Source organism: Massilia scottii, from assembly GCF_030846495.1.
In the GTDB taxonomy this organism is placed as follows: domain Bacteria; phylum Pseudomonadota; class Gammaproteobacteria; order Burkholderiales; family Burkholderiaceae_D; genus Telluria_A; species Telluria_A violaceinigra.
In genome coordinates this window covers 64555-81412 of record NZ_JAVCWM010000014.1, presented here as the reverse complement: position 1 = coordinate 81412, position 16858 = coordinate 64555, and the positions used below count along the sequence as shown (strand labels likewise).

At 69.4% G+C, this 16858-nt stretch carries 13 protein-coding genes; 1 reads left to right on the top strand and 12 read right to left on the bottom strand.

The features are described 5' to 3' along the window. Positions 1 to 8: 8 nt before the first annotated feature. From RBA41_RS20025 to RBA41_RS20000, 6 genes are all read right to left on the bottom strand, one after another. Positions 9 to 440 (bottom strand): hypothetical protein, encoded by a 432-nt coding sequence (locus tag RBA41_RS20025; RefSeq protein ID WP_306626017.1) that lies wholly within the window; start codon positions 438 to 440, stop codon positions 9 to 11. A gap of 64 nt (positions 441 to 504) precedes the next feature. Continuing rightward, positions 505 to 3969 carry a hypothetical protein gene (locus RBA41_RS20020; RefSeq protein ID WP_306626016.1) on the bottom strand — a complete coding sequence of 1155 codons (3465 nt, stop codon included), beginning with the start codon at positions 3967 to 3969 and terminating at the stop codon, positions 505 to 507. A 15-nt stretch (positions 3970 to 3984) separates the two neighbouring features. After that, positions 3985 to 8553 (bottom strand): hypothetical protein, encoded by a 4569-nt coding sequence (locus tag RBA41_RS20015; protein WP_306626015.1) that lies wholly within the window; start codon positions 8551 to 8553, stop codon positions 3985 to 3987. A 263-nt stretch (positions 8554 to 8816) separates the two neighbouring features. Beyond that, on the bottom strand, positions 8817 to 9746 hold the full coding sequence (locus tag RBA41_RS20010) for an alpha/beta fold hydrolase (protein WP_306626014.1): 930 nt from the start codon (positions 9744 to 9746) through the stop codon (positions 8817 to 8819). Next, complete coding sequence (locus RBA41_RS20005; RefSeq protein WP_306626013.1) at positions 9743 to 9946, bottom strand: helix-turn-helix transcriptional regulator; 204 nt, start codon at positions 9944 to 9946, stop codon at positions 9743 to 9745. The genes RBA41_RS20010 and RBA41_RS20005 overlap by 4 nt, the downstream gene beginning before the upstream one ends. Further along, complete coding sequence (locus RBA41_RS20000) at positions 9943 to 10329, bottom strand: hypothetical protein (RefSeq protein WP_306626012.1); 387 nt, start codon at positions 10327 to 10329, stop codon at positions 9943 to 9945. Before RBA41_RS20000 ends, RBA41_RS20005 begins: the two co-directional genes overlap by 4 nt. A gap of 138 nt (positions 10330 to 10467) precedes the next feature. Between RBA41_RS20000 and RBA41_RS19995 the strand changes: the two genes are divergently transcribed. Further along, entirely contained in the window at positions 10468 to 11724 is a 1257-nt protein-coding gene (locus RBA41_RS19995) for a TIGR03862 family flavoprotein (protein WP_306626011.1), read from the top strand. Here the strand turns inward: RBA41_RS19995 and RBA41_RS19990 are convergent. From RBA41_RS19990 to hpnC, 6 genes are all read right to left on the bottom strand, one after another. Next, on the bottom strand, positions 11711 to 12517 hold the full coding sequence (locus RBA41_RS19990) for a head GIN domain-containing protein (protein ID WP_306626010.1): 807 nt from the start codon (positions 12515 to 12517) through the stop codon (positions 11711 to 11713). The two genes, RBA41_RS19995 and RBA41_RS19990, sit on opposite strands and share 14 nt — an antisense overlap. A 21-nt stretch (positions 12518 to 12538) precedes the next feature. Then, the gene (locus RBA41_RS19985; protein ID WP_306626009.1) at positions 12539 to 13396 is read right to left on the bottom strand and encodes a DUF1700 domain-containing protein; all 858 of its coding nucleotides are present in this window, start codon (positions 13394 to 13396) and stop codon (positions 12539 to 12541) included. 16 nt (positions 13397 to 13412) lie between these two features. Beyond that, positions 13413 to 13550: a hypothetical protein gene (locus tag RBA41_RS19980; RefSeq protein ID WP_306626008.1), complete on the bottom strand. Its 138-nt coding sequence runs from the start codon at positions 13548 to 13550 to the stop codon at positions 13413 to 13415. A gap of 124 nt (positions 13551 to 13674) precedes the next feature. Continuing rightward, positions 13675 to 15000 carry a hydroxysqualene dehydroxylase HpnE gene (hpnE, locus tag RBA41_RS19975; protein ID WP_306626104.1) on the bottom strand — a complete coding sequence of 442 codons (1326 nt, stop codon included), beginning with the start codon at positions 14998 to 15000 and terminating at the stop codon, positions 13675 to 13677. A gap of 7 nt (positions 15001 to 15007) precedes the next feature. Further along, positions 15008 to 15841, bottom strand: coding sequence for a presqualene diphosphate synthase HpnD (gene hpnD, locus RBA41_RS19970; RefSeq protein ID WP_306626007.1), 834 nt, complete (start codon positions 15839 to 15841; stop codon positions 15008 to 15010). A 166-nt stretch (positions 15842 to 16007) separates the two neighbouring features. Beyond that, the gene (gene hpnC, locus RBA41_RS19965) at positions 16008 to 16817 is read right to left on the bottom strand and encodes a squalene synthase HpnC (protein ID WP_306626006.1); all 810 of its coding nucleotides are present in this window, start codon (positions 16815 to 16817) and stop codon (positions 16008 to 16010) included. Positions 16818 to 16858 lie beyond the last annotated feature (41 nt).

Genomic DNA, 16858 nt, shown 5'->3' with positions numbered 1-16858 from the left:
GTGGCGCGTCAGGCCGGCAGCTCGTACCAGGCGTCGACGATATCGTCCACCAGTTCTTTGACGTGCAGGTTGCCGGGGAAGGAGTGGGCGTAGCTGGCCGCGCGCCGCACCGCGTTGGTGAATGGTGCGCGCCGGCCGACGCCCGACATCAGCGCCCGGCCTTCGGGCATGCCTAGATAAGCGATGATCTTGCGCGGGTCGAGTTGCGGGTCGTCCAGCTGCGCCAGCACCGTTTCGGCGTACGGGCGGGAGCTGACCCACTGTTCGGTCAGGGCACTGGCGTGCAGCCAGGCGGCATAGCGGTTCGCGTCACCCACGCCGAAACTGCCGATCGCGCGCGGGAAGTCGACGCGCGTGCCCCGCAGCAGTTCGCCGATGGCCTGGCGCGTCTCCGGCAGCATGGGCGCGAGCAGGCGCTCGTCGAAGGAGAACACCAGCAAGCACGTCGATGCCGCATCGGGTAGCGCCTGACGCGACCGGCCGTAGCAGCCGGCGCAGCGGCGTTCAACAGATATCGGGCACCTCCGTCAGCGGCGAGGTGCGCAGGAAGCGCTCGTAGCCGAGTTGGGCCGCCAGCGGATCGGGATAGGGAACCTCGCCGGGCAGCGTCTCGACCACCAGGCAACTGAGCGGCGCGTCCGGGCCCAGGGTCAGCAAGGACAGGCCGGCGCTGATTTCGGCGCTCGACCAGTCGGCCATGCCGTCGGCCGCCGCCCTGGCGCCACCCACGCCGGCGGTGCCGGGCTGCTGGCGCCGGGCCGGATCGAGGCGGCGCGTGCCCAGCAGGATATTGCGGCGGTCGGCGTCATCGGCCTGGTGCACGCGCGCATACAGCAGCGCCCACAAATCGGTGACCGGCGTGGCCGGGCGCAGCGAGCGGCCGTCGCGCACCGGCTCGGCAAAGGCCGCGCTCACAGTCAGCCGGCCCCTGCTGCGGGTCACCGCGCAGGCCAGCGGCGGCGGCGCGTGCTGGATTCCGCCCACCCGCAGCGCGCGGCCCGCGAAGCCTTGCGCCGTGCTCCAGATGCCGAAGTGCCCGACCCGGAATTCGTAGGTGAAAAAGCCGAACAGTTCAAGCGACCCTGGCGTCAGTCCCGGCGGCAGCGGCAGCAGGAAATGACGCGCGCTGGACGTCGGCATCAGCATTTGCAAGCTGCCCTGGCCGGCGCGGTCGTCGCCCTGGCCGGGCACGACGCGGCGAATCGGTTCCGGATCGACCGGCAGCGGCACGTCGGCGATGTCGGCGACGTCCTCGAATTCGTTGGTCAGCACCGGATCGGGCGCGCGGGCCAGCACCCGCGCATAGTAGCGGTCCTCGGGGTCCGCCGGCGCACGGTCGAATTCGAGCCAGACCGCCGTTTGCCGTTCCTCGCTGGCGGCATAGGCCGGATCGCGCCGGTAGGGCGACAGCGCCAGCCCGGCCGACACCAGCTTGGGCACCTGCGCCGGCGGCGTCGTCACCGGCAGCACGATCGACGCGGTCAGCGGCGCGTCTTGCTGGGCGGGCGCGATGCGCAGCACCGGCGTGATGCGGTAGCTCGGCGTGAGCGGGCGCGGGAACGCGCCGGCCGCCGGCTTGGGGTCGATGGCGTCGAGGAAGATCAGGGTCGAGCTGTCACGTTCGGCGTCCCCGGCCGCCTCGTGGCCGGCGCTGGTGCTGGCGGCGATGCGGCCGACCTCGACGCCGTCGCGCTCGACGCGCAGATAGTCCAGCCCATCCCAGCTCCAGTCGCGCCGCAGTTCGAGCACCACCGCCACCAGCCACAGGCGCGTCATGTCATTCGCGGTGGCGAAGGTGAGACTGGCGCCGTCCGGCCCGACCACCTGGCGCAGCAGTGCGCCGGCGCCGATCGTCAGGCGCCGGCCGGGGCGCGCGCGCAGGCTCCTGTCCTTGCGGTCGAGGTCGAGCGCGGCGGCCAGGCGCCCGAGCGGATCGTCGTCCAGTTCGTCGCCGTGGCCGGCCGCCCGCCGGGCCGCCATCATCGCCAGCGAGGCCGGTTCGGCCGGCTGGAGGAAGAAGCCCTCGATCAGCGAGCCGCCGCCCTGCACCAGCAGCTCGCGTTCGTCGCGGGCGGGGGCGCGCACGGCCACCAGGCGCGTTTCGCCGCGCCGCACATCCTCGCTCACATAATAATCAGCCCTGGCGGTGGCCAGCGGGGTCAGCCGCAGGCGCACAGTGCGCGAGGTGGGCAAGGCCAGCGGACCGGCCGGCGCGGCGGGCAGGTCGCGCGCATCGGCCACGTCGGTCCATGCAAACGCCAGCGTCAGCGGCCCGCTGGCGGGATAGGCGCGCGTGACGGCGTACAGCGGCAGGTAGCGGCTGGCGGCGCCCGGTTCCGGCGTGGCCACTTCAACCACGATTTCGAGCTGGTCGACATCGGGGTCGGGCAGGCCGGGCGCGCGTTCGGCCAGCATGGCCGGGGCGATGTCGGCCAGCAGGGCCGCCGCCGATCCGCCCGCCATCAGGCAGGCGGGGTAACCGAGCAAGGGGCGCGAGACGGTCAGGCTCAACGGCGGCGCGTTCGGATTGGCGTCGAGCGGCAGCTGGGGATCGATGGCAACGCCGGTCGGACGCACCGGACGCCGGAAGTCGATGCCGGCCACCGGCTGCGGCCCGCCGTTGCGCGGCTCGGCGGCCGGCGCCGGGCCGCCCCCGGTCAGGTCGTTGAAGCGCACCCGGAATTCGTAGCTGTGCCCGTAGCGCAGCAGGGTCGCCGGAGGCAAGCCCTGGACCACGGGCGCGGCCGCCGGCAGGCCGCGCAACTGCGCCACCAGGGCGTCGATGCCGATCAGCGAGGGCCCGGTCCAGGCGCTCATGTAGCTCGGCAGCCAGCTGCGGTTGCCGGCGTCGCCCATCAGCCGGTTGGGCGCGACTTCCACCCGCCAGTCGAGTTCGGCGTCGCCCAGGTTACTGGCGCCCAGCGTGACGGCGGTGCGCGCGCGCACCAGCGATTCCCACGCGGCCGTGCCGGCTTCGCGCACGTCGATGCGGTAGCCCATCACGCCCATGGGCGCGTCGGCATTGATGTCGAACTGGCGGTTGAACCAGGTGACGATCTGCTCGTCGTCCCAGCCGAGCTGGATGCCGCGGTCCTCGGGCGGGCGTTCGCCCTCGTCGTCGGCCAGCGGATCGGCCTGGGGCGGCTGGCGCGCATACACGGCCTTGGCGAAGCCGTCGTCGTACTCGATCGATTCGCGGAACAGATCATCCCACGCAACGCCCGGCAAGGGCGCGGCGGCGACCGGGAACAGCACCGGGGTGAACAGCGCGCGCGGCTCGGTGAGCGGCGCAATGCGCGCCGCGTAGGAGCGCAACGCGCCGGGCATGCCGGCCAGCGCGCTCCACGGGCTGGCGGGCCTGAGCGTGACGAACAGCCAGCCGCCGCCGGCGACGATGCCGGCGGGCGCAATCACGCTGAACGGGCGCACCAGGCCGATCGCTTCGGCCAGCAGCGGCTGGCGCAATACCTGCGCCAGCACTTTGCCCCACGACATGACCGGCGGCGCGACCTTGACCGAGGTGCCCGGCGCCACCGGCGCCTTGAGCGCGCACTGATAGCTGTCGTCGGTCAGCAGGAAAGGATTCTCGCCGCCATAGCCGGTGGCGCGCCGGTACGCCGGCGGGGCGTACTTGACGATGCGCGGCGCGCCGCTGCGCCCGTCGATGGGGCCGATGCTGGCGTCGATCCCGAACTGCGCGTTGAGGGCGGCGCAAATGGCCCCGGCACCCGGGGGCGCGGGCGAGACCTGGCCGACGATGGTGGCCGCGGCGCCGCTGGTGGGCAGTTGCGCCAGGTCGGCGACGAAACGCAGCTCGAAGTCGAAGTCGGTCGCGACGAACGGCGTCAGCCCGGGCGCGGGCGCGGCGGTGGGGTCGGTCTGCGGGGCGGCCAGCAGGCGCAGCGAGAGCGCGGTGCCGTCATAGCTTTGCAGGAAGGGAAACAGGATCAGGCGGATCGGCAGTGGCATGGCAGGCTCCTGTTTTCAGATGATATCGGGGGCGTCGCTCTCGAGCAGCGGGCCGCGCAACACTTCCACCTTGCGCGTCTCGACTTCGAGCTCGATGCTAAAGACGAGGAAAATGGAGACTTCGATGGCGAAGACCAGCTTGCCGATCTGGAAAACGGTCTCGTCCGGCAAGTCCTTTTGCACCATCACGCGCGCCAGTTTTCCTTCCAGCGACAGCTCGATCGTGACGATGGGCGGCAGCTCGGCGGACAGCTTGACGAGAAAGCCCACGCCATAACCGAGCACGCTGTCGCCGAACACGGCGAAGAAAGTGATGGCGAACAAGCCTTCGAGCTTGAACGGTCCGGCCTCGAGGTGGTAGGCGATGCCCACGCCGATCAGGAAGCTGAAGGTGGTGCCGCTTTCGGTCGAGAGCTTGAGGACGAACTCGATCTTGGCGACCACGTACAGGCCGGGCACCGACTTGATCGCGAACATCGGCGCGCCGCGCAATTCCAGGCTGGCCTCGGCGCCCGAGGGCGCGATGACCAGTTCGGCCTTCACCCCGGTATCGGCGAAGATGATGGTCGGCAGCGGTTCACCCGGAATGACCTCGAGGTCGTCGCCGGCGGCATCGACGAACGGCACGTCGAGGGACACGGTGAGTTTCCATTCATTGCTCATGCGCACTTCCAGCTCCACCGGAATGCCCAGGTCCTTCAGGATCGTCAACAGGTCCTCGACGATATCGAGCGGGCCGCCCAGAAGCAGCGCCGGCTCGACGAAACGGGCGATGCGGTTCGCTTGCGCCTCGATATCGAAGCCCACCGTCATCAGGTCGCCCATGCCGGTATGCGCCATGATCTTGGCCGCATCTTCCAGCGCGAAGCGCCAGGCGACCGGCGCGGCGGTGTCGAGCGTGTAGGTGACGGTCGCGTTCGAGTAGTCGAGATCGCTGCGCACGGTGCCGGCGCTGCGGATGGTGCGGCGTGCCACGCCGGCCGGGAAGCTGGGCGGCGCGTCGAGCACCCAGCTGCCGTCGGCGCGCGTCTCCAGCGCGAAGGCGGCGTCCGGGAAGGGGATGGCGTCGGCCTGGCGCGGAAAGGCGCCGGTGGACGTGGCCAGGATCAGCGGATCGGCGATGACGGGGCGCTGGCTCGACACGATCCGGTGCGGCGCGCCGGTCTCGATGCGCGGACGGCGGAAAAAGGCGCGCTGGGTCCCCATCGAGTGCAGCAGGCCGTAGTCGCGGCGCGGCGCGGCCTCGTTGAGGAGGTCTTCCGGGTCGGCGAAGCGGTAGGGGAACGGTACGGCGCCCGGCGCGCCCGCCGCGCCTTGCCGGATCACCGGCAGGCCGCGCTCGGCGGCGACGGCGGCCGGGGCGTCGACCGGATTGGCCGCTTCGAGCACCGACCAGTCGCCGCCGGCCGGAAAGGCCAGGCCGCCCCAGGCCGCCATGGCGAATTCGGGAGCGGCGATGCCGACCCCGACCCGATGCAGGCGCATGCGCTGGCGCCCGCCGCCGATCTGGATGCTGGCGTCGAGGGCGCCGCCCATCGGTCCGGCCGCCGCGACCAGGGCGGCATACACTGGAGCGGTCAGCGGCGGGATCGACAATTTGACGTAGCCGAGCTGGCGGCGTGCCGGTACCGGGGCGGCGGCGCCATCGAGGATCAGGTCGGTGTCGAAATAGACGGCCACGAACTCCATGCCGCCCGCGGGCACGGTGCTGCCGGTCTCGCGGATATTGCTCACGCGGGTGGCACGCCGCACCACGCCCGGATGGACCACGATGCCGCTGCCCGGCGCGGCCCGGTAGCGCCCTTCGCCCACGGCCACCCAGCCGCTGTCCTCGCGCGTGACGACGGCATTGCCCTTGCGTTCGAGCGTGATGATGCGCACCACCGGCACGAAATACGGCAGCAGGATGCTCTTGACCTGGATCACCTCGTGCGCGGCGCGCCCGTTGAGCACCTGGAATTCGGCCGCGGCGACCCCGGTTTCGGGGTCTTCCGGATTGGCCCAGGCGCTGAACAGGCTCTCGCCATGGCCGGACAGGTCGATGTGCGTCACCGGCACCAGCGCCGTGGGCTGGCCGAGGCCGAGATAGCCGTTGACGATCCCCGTCGCGCTGGTGCCGAGAATGCTGGCCGGCGGGCCGCCGCCGACCGGCTGGGCGACCGTGAGCTGGGCGATGAACCCCGGCAGCGCCGGCGTGGCGCCGGGCGCCAGTGCCGGGTCGACAGCGGTGAGGCGCAATTGATGCGCGCCTTGCAAGTCGGCGATGGCCGGGCGCACCTCGCCGACCTGGGCTCCGCGTCCCGCCGGCGAGGCTTGCTGCAGGCGGGCCTGGGCGACGATCCCGAACGGCAGCGTGAAGCGCGCCCGCGACGGCCGCGGATTGTCCTGGGCGAAGTTGTCGAGGATCGTGTCGTACGCCGCGAGCGGATTGATGCGCACCAGCTCGACGCTGGGCACGTCGATCGTGGTCGGCACGCCGCTGTTGGCGAAGCGCACTTCGTCGGGGAAGGGCTCGGGGCCAGGCACATTGCGCACCGGTTCCCATTGGACGGCCGGCAGCGTGAGCAGCACCAGCATGCGGCCGTCGAGCGACAGGTCGAGGCCCTGCACCGTGACCGGCTTGAGCGGCGCGCCGCCGAAGTTGTCCTGGTTTTCCCGGCGCGGCGGGCGCACCGCGACCCCGAAGCGGCTGGCGTTGGACGACACGTCGAGCAGCACGACCTTGCCCTGCGCCTCGAAATCGAACAGGTCGCCGTAGTTGACCGTGCTCGAGACGGCGGTCGCCGCGCTGCCGGTGGGTGCGCCCGGTCCGGTCAGCGGCGGGGATACGCTGACCGACTGCGGCAGCACGAAGCCGAGCGTTTCGCCGCGGGGGCCGAAGCGGAATTGACTAAGCAGGAACCCCTGGCCGCCGGCCGCGGCGAAGGGCGTGCCCAGCGGTGTATTGGCGGCATACGGATCGGGCAGCGAGGGCAGCAGGCCGCCCATGCCGTAGGCGGTCAGCGCCAGTGCCTCGACGATGCGTTCGCCCTCGAGCCGGCCCATCATGAAAAAGGCGCGCGGGCGCGTGGCGCGCATCACGGCATTGGTGAGCGCGAAGGCGATCGCCCGTTCCTGCGTGGGCGCAAGCGCCAGGCCGCTCACGCTCAGGCTGCGCTGGCCCAGGAGCGTGGTGGCGATCACGACCTGCGCCGCCGGCAGCGTCATGCCAACCCGGTTGCCGGCTACGTCCACCGGTTTGGGCAGGCGCACGTCGACCCTGGCCGTGAGCGTCACCGACGCCAGGCCGTCGGCACCGGTCACGAAGTGCACGGCGCTGCGGTCGATCCGCGCATACGCCAAGGTGGCGGGCGTGGACAAGGGCGCCAGCGGCGGGCGCAGCGCGCGTCCGGTGGCGCGCGCGGCCTGGCCGCTCACGGCCAGGCGCGTTTCGTCCAGCAAGATGAGTACCGGACCGAGCTCGACCGGCCGCGGCTCGCCATGCCAGGTGGCCGACAGGCCGCGCTCCAGTTCCAGCATCAGCGCGCCGGCGCCGCTGGCCTGGCCCAGGTTGGCGGGGTCGATTACCGCCGCCGGCAGCGCCAGGCCGGCCGCCGCGATGGGCGCCGCGCCGGACGGCGCGAACAGCGTCGAGGCGATGGCGTTGACGGTGATACTGGGGCGGTCCGGCGTCATCGGCACCACCAGCCGGTTCAGGTCGGGCCGGTAGCGGGCCGCGCCGGCGGCCGGTGCCAAGGTCAGCGTGGTGGCGCCCAGTCCCAGTCCGGCGTCGCCCACCACCGCGATGGTGGCGCCGGTAGGGCCGAGCCCGATGACCAGGCCGTCGGGCGTGCGGCGCCCGGTGGCGGCCAGCACGCTGCCGGGCACGGGCGCAGCGGCCGCGGACACATCGAAGTCGAGCGCCAGGTCGAACGCCACCCCCGGCGGCAACAGCACTTCATCGTCGCTGAGCGCGAGGTCGGCCGAAAAGCGCAGGCTGCCGCGCGCGATGCGCACCCCGGAGTACACGTTCGGCGGCGCCACGGCGAACAGGCTGGTTGCGAACCAGAAACTGCCCGCGCCCAGTTCGAGCGCCTGGCCGGCGCGCAAGACGGCGCCGCCGAGGGCCCATGGCGCCTGGATGATGGGCAGGCTCAGCACGGGAGGCCCCCCGCGGCTGCGCACGAAGCGCAGTTGCCGGACCGGGCGGAACAGGTCGAGCCAGAACGGCCGGCCCAGCCGGTCGGTGACGGGCCCGATGCGTTCCGCCGCCGCCATGCCCGCGCTCCAGGCCGGCGCGCCGCCCTCCATGCGCGTGCTCAGGAAAGGCAGGCGGCGCAGCGCCACCAGGGCGTCGCCCACGCGCAGCGGCTCGCCTTCGCCGGGGCCGGCAGCGCGTAGCACGGCGGCCAGCTCCTGCAGCGTTGCGCGGGATTCTTTGGACGCCATGGACGCATCGCCGAGCCATTCGCCGGAAGCAAGTTGGAGCAGCAACTCGGCCGACGCATTCTCGGTGCTCTGTGTGGACTGTGTGCTGTCGGGAGAAGACGAGCCTGGCTCGCTCAAGCCGAAAGGAAGTGTCGTGGGCGCAATCCTGGATGGCATGGCTGATGCTCCTCCGAAGACGATCTAAGCATGCTCCGCCACAAGACGGCGACGGAACCCGGTTGACATGGCCGCGCCCGTTTGTCAGAGGTGCAGCCCGAACCAAGTTAGCATTGGCCATTCACCGGTGCAAGCGCCATTGATGACGCCGCCGGTCGCGGGTCTGGGAAACCGACGGGAGAGCTTGATGGTACGGGTATTCGGGCACGTCAACCTAGCAGGGCGAAGGGCTGCGGCGTGTGGCGGCGCCGCAACCCATGTGCCTATAGCGCGTCGAGGAAGCTGCGGATGGCGGCGTTCACGCGTTCGGGCTGGTCGAACATGGCGAAGTGGCGCGCCGGCGATACCGTCACCACCTGCGCCTTGGGCGCGGTCGCGATCAGCGAGGCGTAGTAAGTCTTCTTGGTGTCTTCGGTCAGCTCGTGCTGGCTGGCGTCGGGCTCGAAATACGGCGCGATCAGCAGCACCGGCGCGCCAATCCCGGGCAACTGCGAACGCAGGTCCATGGCGAACGTTTCGGCCATGTATTGCAGCACCGCGCCGGGATCGCTGCGCGCACTGAGCTTGGCCAGTTCGTCGGCTCGCGCCATGTCCAGCACGCCGGTGCCGCGCATGTAATCCTGCTGCTGCGCGGCGAATGCGCGCTGGTCGGCCGGCGCCATGCGCCGCGCCAGCGACTGCGCCATCTGATCGCGCTGGTGCGGCGGCAGGTCTTCGGAACCCGGGAACACCGGCAAGCCATCGATGCTGACCACGCCGGCTATGCGCTCGGGCAACTGCGATGCCAGCGACAGCGCCAGCACGCCGCCCAGGCTGTGTCCGACCAGCACCGGCTTGACCAGCTTGCGCGTCTCGATCAGCTGCGCCAGCGCGCGCTGGGCCGCTTCCATCTGCTTGCCCGGCGCCGGCGCGCGGCCGTCGAAACCGGGCAGGGTGACGATATACACGGTGTAGTCGCCGAGAAAGTGGCGCGCGGTACTCTGCCACACCCAGGAACCGCTGGCCAGGCCGGGAATGAGGATCAGCGGACGGCCGCGCTTGCCGTGCCGTTCGACCTGCATGGCGCCGACTTCGAAGCGTTCGGCGGGAACGAGGGTGGCGGCGAAACGGTTGGCCGGCTGCGGCGCCGGTTCGGCGGCGAAGGCGGGCGCGCCGGCCGCCATCATCAGGGCTAAAACAATGCGAGCGATCATGCAATCTCCTGGTCGGGATGGAAAATGGTTTCAAGGGGTTGGGCGAACAGCCGGGCAATGGCGAATGCCAGCGGCAGGCTCGGGTCGTAGCGCCCCGTTTCGATGGCGTTGACGGTCTGGCGCGATACCTTGAGCAGGTCGGCCAGGTGGGCCTGGCTCCAGCCATGCTGCGCGCGCAGGCCGCGGATGGTGTTGTTCATTTAAAAGCGCACCCGCGCACCAGGCCCGTCACCAGCCAGCAGGCGCCCATCAGCGGCCAGACGGCGAACATCGACAGGCGCGGAAAGCCGGCCGTTTCCAGAAAGCCGTAGGTCAGCGTCAGGGCGGCCGTGAGCGCGGCGGCGATCGCCACATTCTCGAGCGTGCTTTGGCGGATGAATTCGTCCACCCGGCGCATGTGGCGCACGATGGCCCAGACAGCGAGCACGATGCCGATGACCGGACTGAGCAACACCAGCGTGCGCAGCGGGCCATCGGCCAGCGCCCGCCCGTAAACAATCGCCGCCGTCAGGATGAGCGCATAGATGCCGATGGCGCCGAACAGTTCGCGCAGGTAGCGCCGGCCAATGATCTTTTCATGCATGTTCGGTCTCCTCGTTAGTCAAGTATGCTTTACATGGTAGGGATGAACAATCGTCATGTCAAGCAAGCTTTACATCTATTTTCAGCCTGCCGAAGTCGACTACAATGCGGGTCGTCCAACCGCCGCACCGAGTCTGTCATGCCTGCTGAAAAACTTCCCCAAGCCCGCGTCGCCGTTATCGGCGGCGGCCCGGCCGGCCTGATGGCCGCCGAAGTCCTGAGCCAGGGCGGGGTGGCGGTCGACCTGTACGATGCGATGCCGTCGGTGGGGCGCAAGTTTCTGCTGGCGGGCAAGGGCGGCATGAATATCACGCATGCGGAGCCATCCGCCGATTTTCTCCAGCGCTACGGCGCGCGCAGCGGGCAAGTGGCGCCGTGGCTGGAGCGCTTCGACGCGCAAGCGGTGCGCGACTGGATTCACGGCCTCGGCGTCGACACGTTCGTGGGCACCTCCGGACGCGTGTTTCCCACCGATATGAAGGCCGCGCCGCTGCTGCGCGCCTGGCTGCACCGCCTGCGCGAGGCGGGCGTGCAGCTGCACATGCGCCACCGCTGGCTGGGCTGGAATGGCGCCGCGCTGCGTTTCGCCACACCCGAGGGCGAGCGCGAGGCCGTCGCCGACGCGGTCATCCTGGCGCTCGGCGGCGGCAGCTGGGCGCGCCTGGGTTCGGATGGCGCCTGGGTGCCGCTGCTGGAGGAGCGTGCGGTCGCGGTGGCGCCGCTGGTGCCGTCGAACTGCGGTTTCGACACCGGCTGGAGCGAGCATTTCAGCAGCCGCCACGCGGGCGCGCCGCTGACCACGGTGGCCATTACCGCTACCGATGCGCAGGGCCGCCTGCACAAGCGCCAGGGGCAGTTCGTGATCACCGCCACCGGTGTCGAGGGTAGCCTGATCTACGCCTTGTCGGCCGACCTGCGCGAGCAGATTGCCGCCGGCGGCAGCGCCACCATCTGGCTCGACCTGGTGCCCGATTTCAGCGCCGAACGGGTGCTGGACAACGTGGCGCGTCCGCGCGGCTCGCGCTCGATGTCGAGCCATCTGCAAAGCCGGCTCGGCATCAAGGGGGTGAAATCGGGATTGCTGCGCGAATGCCTGTCGGCGGACGAATTCGCCGACCCGGCGCGCCTGGCGGCGGCCCTGAAAATGCTGCCGCTGACCTTGAAACGGACGCGCCCGATCGACGAGGCGATCAGCAGCGCCGGCGGGGTGCGCTTTGACGCGCTCGACGGGCAGGCCATGCTGCGCGCGCTGCCGGGGGTGTTCGCCGCCGGCGAAATGGTGGACTGGGAAGCGCCCACCGGCGGTTACCTGCTCACCGCCTGCTTCGCCAGCGGCCGCGCCGCCGGCCATGGCGCGCTGGCCTGGCTGGCGCAGCGGCCGCTTACTCGAACGTAACGTCGCCCGAGCCGTTGCGCGTGACGTTGCGCTCGTCCGGATTGCCATGCACGTTCACGTCGCCGCTGCCGCGCAGGTTGACGGTGGCGCTTTTGCGGGCCTGGACAACCGCGCTGCCCGAACCCATCAGTTCGACGGTGACGGTATCGGCGCTCAGGTGCTCGGCGTCGAGGTCGCCCGAACCGGTCTGCGCCACCTTGAACTGCCTGGCCGCGCCCACCACCGTCATGCTGCCCGAGCCGACCACGCTGACGTCGACCTTGTCGCTGTTGCCGCCGTTGAGCTCGATGTCGCCGCTGCCTTGCAGGCCGGCTTCGACTGCGCGGTAGCGGCCATTGAACTTGACGTCGCCGGAACCATGCAGTTGCAGCGTGATCTTGTCGCCGCTGAAACCATTGATGGTGCTGTCGCCGCTGCCATGGATCCTGACGCTGTCGATGGACGGCAGCACCAGCACCACTTGCAGCGGCTGTTTATGGTGCAGCAGCATGCCCTTGGTTTCGATGTGCAGGGTATTGCCTTCGCTCACGGTTCCTATATTGCCCAGCAAGCGCTGTTCGCCGCGCACGGTCAGCGACGCTACCGCGCCCTGGCGCAGGGTCATGTCGATCGGGCCGCCGAGCACGACCGAGGTGACGTCGTTGCCCACATGGCGCGCTTCGCTGGCGACCACGCGGCCTTCCGGATTGGCCGGACGGGTCGTGCCCTGGGCCCGCAGCATGCCGTAGAACAGGGCGATCAGGACGAAAGCGAGGAGCAGCAGGCCGAAGCCGACTTTGATAAGGGATCGCATGAAATTTCTCCGGTTCCGCGTTTAGTTGCCCTTGAGCAGGGAAACATTCATTTCGGCGTAGCGGCGGATGCCGGTCAGCGTGTATTTCGTAATGACCAGGCACAGCAGGAAGATCACGATTCCGGCCAGTACGATGCCCAGGCCAAACACGGTCTGGGTGGCGCGCGAACCGGGTTCGAGGTTGGTGGTGATGCGCACGCCGACGCTGGCCGCTTCCTCGGCGCGGCGGATCACGCTGGGTTTTTTCGGGCCGTCCCGCGCGGCTTCCTCGCCCGCTTCACTGGTCGCGTCCGCCGAGTCGGCCGCCTCGCCGGCTTCGCGCACCGCGTCCACGGCATCCTTGGGGACATCGCCGGTCCGGTGTTCGCGGAAGAAGCGCACGCCGTCCTGGCTGATCGATACTTTCGCTTCCATCGTGTTGCGCTCGTCGCTGGACGCGTCGCTCAGGATCAGCTCGCGGAAAGGGCCATCGAGCACCAGTTCGTTGGCGCCCGCCAGGCCGCTGGCGGTAATGGCGATGCCGGCCACGTAAAAGGCCAGCCCGGCCGCGTACAGGAGGGCCAGCAGGGCCGCGTAGACCAGCGCCGGCACCACCATGAACAGGTTGAAGATGCCCAGGCCGACGACCGACACCAGAAGGCGCATCAGGTTGGCGGGATTTTTCTTTTGCTCGAAAGAATGCATGTGCACGCTGGCGCGCAGCTTCATGGCGATCGCGGTCGGCTCGTCGAGCCCGGCGGCCACCTCAGCCTCGGTGCGGCCGGCGGCCACGCCGTCGATGAAGCGCTGTTCGTAGTAAGCCAGCGTATTGGCCTGGGTGTCGGCGGAAATGCCCGCCATGGCGCGCCGCAGCGCGTCGAGATAGTCGAGTTTGCCCATGATGGTCGCCTTTGGATCAGGAATGGCTCAGCGCCACGCCCGAATGGAGAATCTGCGTGTCGCCGCCGAGCAGGTGCGGCATGACGATGACGGCGGTAGTCGCGGCAACAAAAACCAGTAATGCGAGTGCGCGAAGGCCGAGTGCGATGTTCATGTGCTGTCCGTGTAAAAATCCTGTTTCGATGGTGCTACTGTACGAAAACGGACAGTTCAGCTCCACCGGAATGCGACAGGCTGCACTTTCAGCGCCGCAAACGACCAAATCGGGGGACAGTCGTTCACTTTTTTGTGGCCTTGGCCGACAGGATCTCGCGCGCGGCAGCCACGCCGCTGCGCACGGCGGACTCGATTGTTGCCGGATAGTCACTGGCGGTGTAGTCGCCGGCCAGCGCCAGGGATGCCAGTCCGGTCGCGTTGGCGGGACGTGCCAGGCCCGGCGTGCAGGCAAAGGTGGCGCGTTTCTCGCTGATGACCTGGACCCATTCGGGGTGAAGCAGTTCCGTTCGTCCCAGCACGGCGGCCAGCTGGCCGGCGACGGCCTGGGCCAGCGCCTCGCGTCCCAGTTCCGAGGCCGCGCCCGAGGCGCTGATGACCACCGAGAACAGGCCGGCCTGCGCGGGGTCGAGCTGGCCGCGGTCGAACACGAACTGGCCCCAGTGGCCGCTGGCGGCATTGTCGCGCAGGGCGTAGAAGGGCAGGTCGAGCCGGGTGGCAGCCGCATATTGCAGGTAGCAGGTGGTGATCGGTTCGTACTCGAAATGCTGCAGGCTCGCCGCCAGTTCGGCCTCGCCGGCCTGTTCGAGCAGGCTGGCGGCCGCCGGCGGCGCGGTGGCGATGACGACGGCGTCGAAGCGTTCGCCTTCGCCAAGCAGCCAGCCGCCGCTACCGTCAGCGGGTGCCAGCGCGCCGACCTTGGCGCCCAGGCGCACGGCGCCGCCGGCGCGTTCCACATAGCTCGCCGCGGCCACCGGGAACAGGGCGCTCAGGTCGACGCGCGGCAGCAGCATGTCGGAACTGGCGCGGCTGGCGCCCAGGCTGTCGCGCAGCACGGCCAGGAAGACCTGGGCCGAGGCGCGTTCGGGCGCGGTGTTGAGCGCGGCCAGGCACAGCGGACGCCACATCAGTTCGATGAGGCGATCGGTCTGGTCGTAGCGTTCAAGCAGTTCGCTGACGCTGCAGTCGGTGTGCAGGCGCCAGTCCATCCAGCGCGCGGTCGAGGAAAAGCGCGCCAGGGCCATCTTGTCGGCAAAGGCCAGGCCATCGGCGCGCAGCAGGGCCAGCGCCAGGTGCAGCGGCGCCGGCAGGCGCGGGGCCACGAAGTCCATGCCGCCGCTTTCCTTCGGATAGCGCATCTGCAGCGGCAGGTGCAGCATGGCGGCGCGCAGGTCGATGCCGACCGCGCGCATCAGGCGCAGCGATTCCTTGTAGGCGCCCAGCAAAATGTGCTGGCCGTTGTCGAGCTGGCGGCCCTGCACGTCGACCGCGCGCGCCCGTCCGCCGAGCGTGCGCGCGGCCTCGAACAGGGTGACCTTGCAGCCGGCGCGGGCCAGTTCGACGGCCGCGCTGCAGCCGGCCCAGCCGGCGCCGATGACGGCGGCGCGCATCTCCACGTTAGCCACGGATGTAGGTCTTCCACGCCAGCCACAGTTTGCGCAACGGCGTGAGCGAGATACGCTGGGTGAGCACGTGGAAGTTGTCGCGTTCGATTTCGTCGAGCACGGTGCGGTAGATGGCCGCCATCATCAGGCCGGGACGCTGGGCGCGCCGGTCTTCCTTGGGCAGCAGGGCGAAGGCTTCGTCGTAGACCTTTTGCGCGCGTTCGGTCTGGAAGCGCATCAGGTTCTCGAACTTGTCGCTGTGGCGCGCGTTGAGCAGGTCGGCCGCGGTGACGCCGAACTGTTGCAGTTCGTTGACAGGCAGGTAAATGCGGCCCTTGCGCGCGTCTTCGCCCACGTCGCGGATGATATTGGTCAGCTGGAACGCCAGGCCCAGCTGCTCCGCATACTCCAGCGTCTTGGGATTGGTCACGCCGAAAATGCTCGCCGACAAAATGCCGACCACGCTGGCCACGTGCCAGCAGTAGCGTTTCATGGCCGGGTAATCGAGGTAGCGGGTCTGGTCCAGATCCATTTCCATGCCGTCGACGATGGCTTGCATGTGCGTTTCCTGCAGGTTGTAGACCGCCAGGTGCGGCTGCAAGGCTTGCGTCACCGGGTGGGTGGGCGCGCCGGCGTACATGCTGGAGAGCTCGTTGCGCCACCAGGCCAGCTTGATGCGCGCGATCGACTGGTCGGTGCATTCGTCCACCGTGTCGTCCACCTCGCGGCAGAAGGCGTACAGCGCGGTGATGGCGCGGCGCCGCTCCGGGGGCAGGAACAGGAAGCTGTAATAAAAGCTCGAGCCGCTCTGGACGGTCTTTTGTTGGCAGTATTCGTCAGGGGACATGGTCAAAAATGCAAGGGTGCGCGAAGCGAAGCCGCTATTCTATAGCCGATGAGTGCCAGTCGAGGGGGGCGGCGCGGGTTTTTTCGTCGTCAGGCAGCGCGACAGCGGGTCATTGCCGCGTTGGAGCCGCGTTGGAGCCGCGTTTGATGCCGGGTTACATGCCGGCTTACATGCGTATTGCGCGCCACACAATCACCAGCCAGTCCAGCGTTTTGATCTGCGGGCGCTGGCCGAAGACGTCGTAGCCGACCTTCTCGATTTCTTCCAGGATGCGCAAGCCGCCCTGGACCACCAGCCGCAATTCCCAGCCGATGCGGCCCGGCAAACGCAGCGCCAGCGGCGCGCCCGACATCATCAGCGCCCGCGCACGGGCCACCTCGAAGGCCATCAGGGCGCGCCAGTTGCCGTCGGTGCGCGACTGGTCGAGCTGGGCCGGGGCCACGCCGAAGCGCTGCAGATCCTCCATGGGCAGGTAGATGCGGTCTTTTTGGCGGTCGATGCCGACGTCTTGCAGGAAGTTGATTAGCTGCAGCGCCGAGCAGATGGCGTCCGAATCGCGCACGTTGGCCTCGTCCACGGCACCGTACAGCGACAGCATCAGGAAACCGACCGGATTGGCCGAGCGGCGGCAATAGTCGAGCAGCAGCTCGAAGCTGGGGTAGCGCGTGGTGCCGACATCCTGCTTGAAGGCCGACAGCAAGTCCTGGAACGGTTGCAGCGGCAATTTGTACTGCGCGATCACGCCGGCGAGGCGCTGGAACAACGGTTCGCTCTGATTTTCGCCGCGGCCGATGGCGTCCAGCGCGGCCTCGTAAGCGGTCAGCGCGGCCAGCCGCTCGGGTCCGGTCGCGTCGCCTTCGTCGGCGATGTCGTCAGCGGTGCGGGCGAATGCATATATGGCTTCCACGGCCGGCACCAGCCGCCGGGGCAGCAAAACAGAGGCGACGGGGAAGTTCTCGTAGTGATCGACGGGCATGAAGTATTAATGACGCGAAAGTCATTTGCAAATAAAACTTG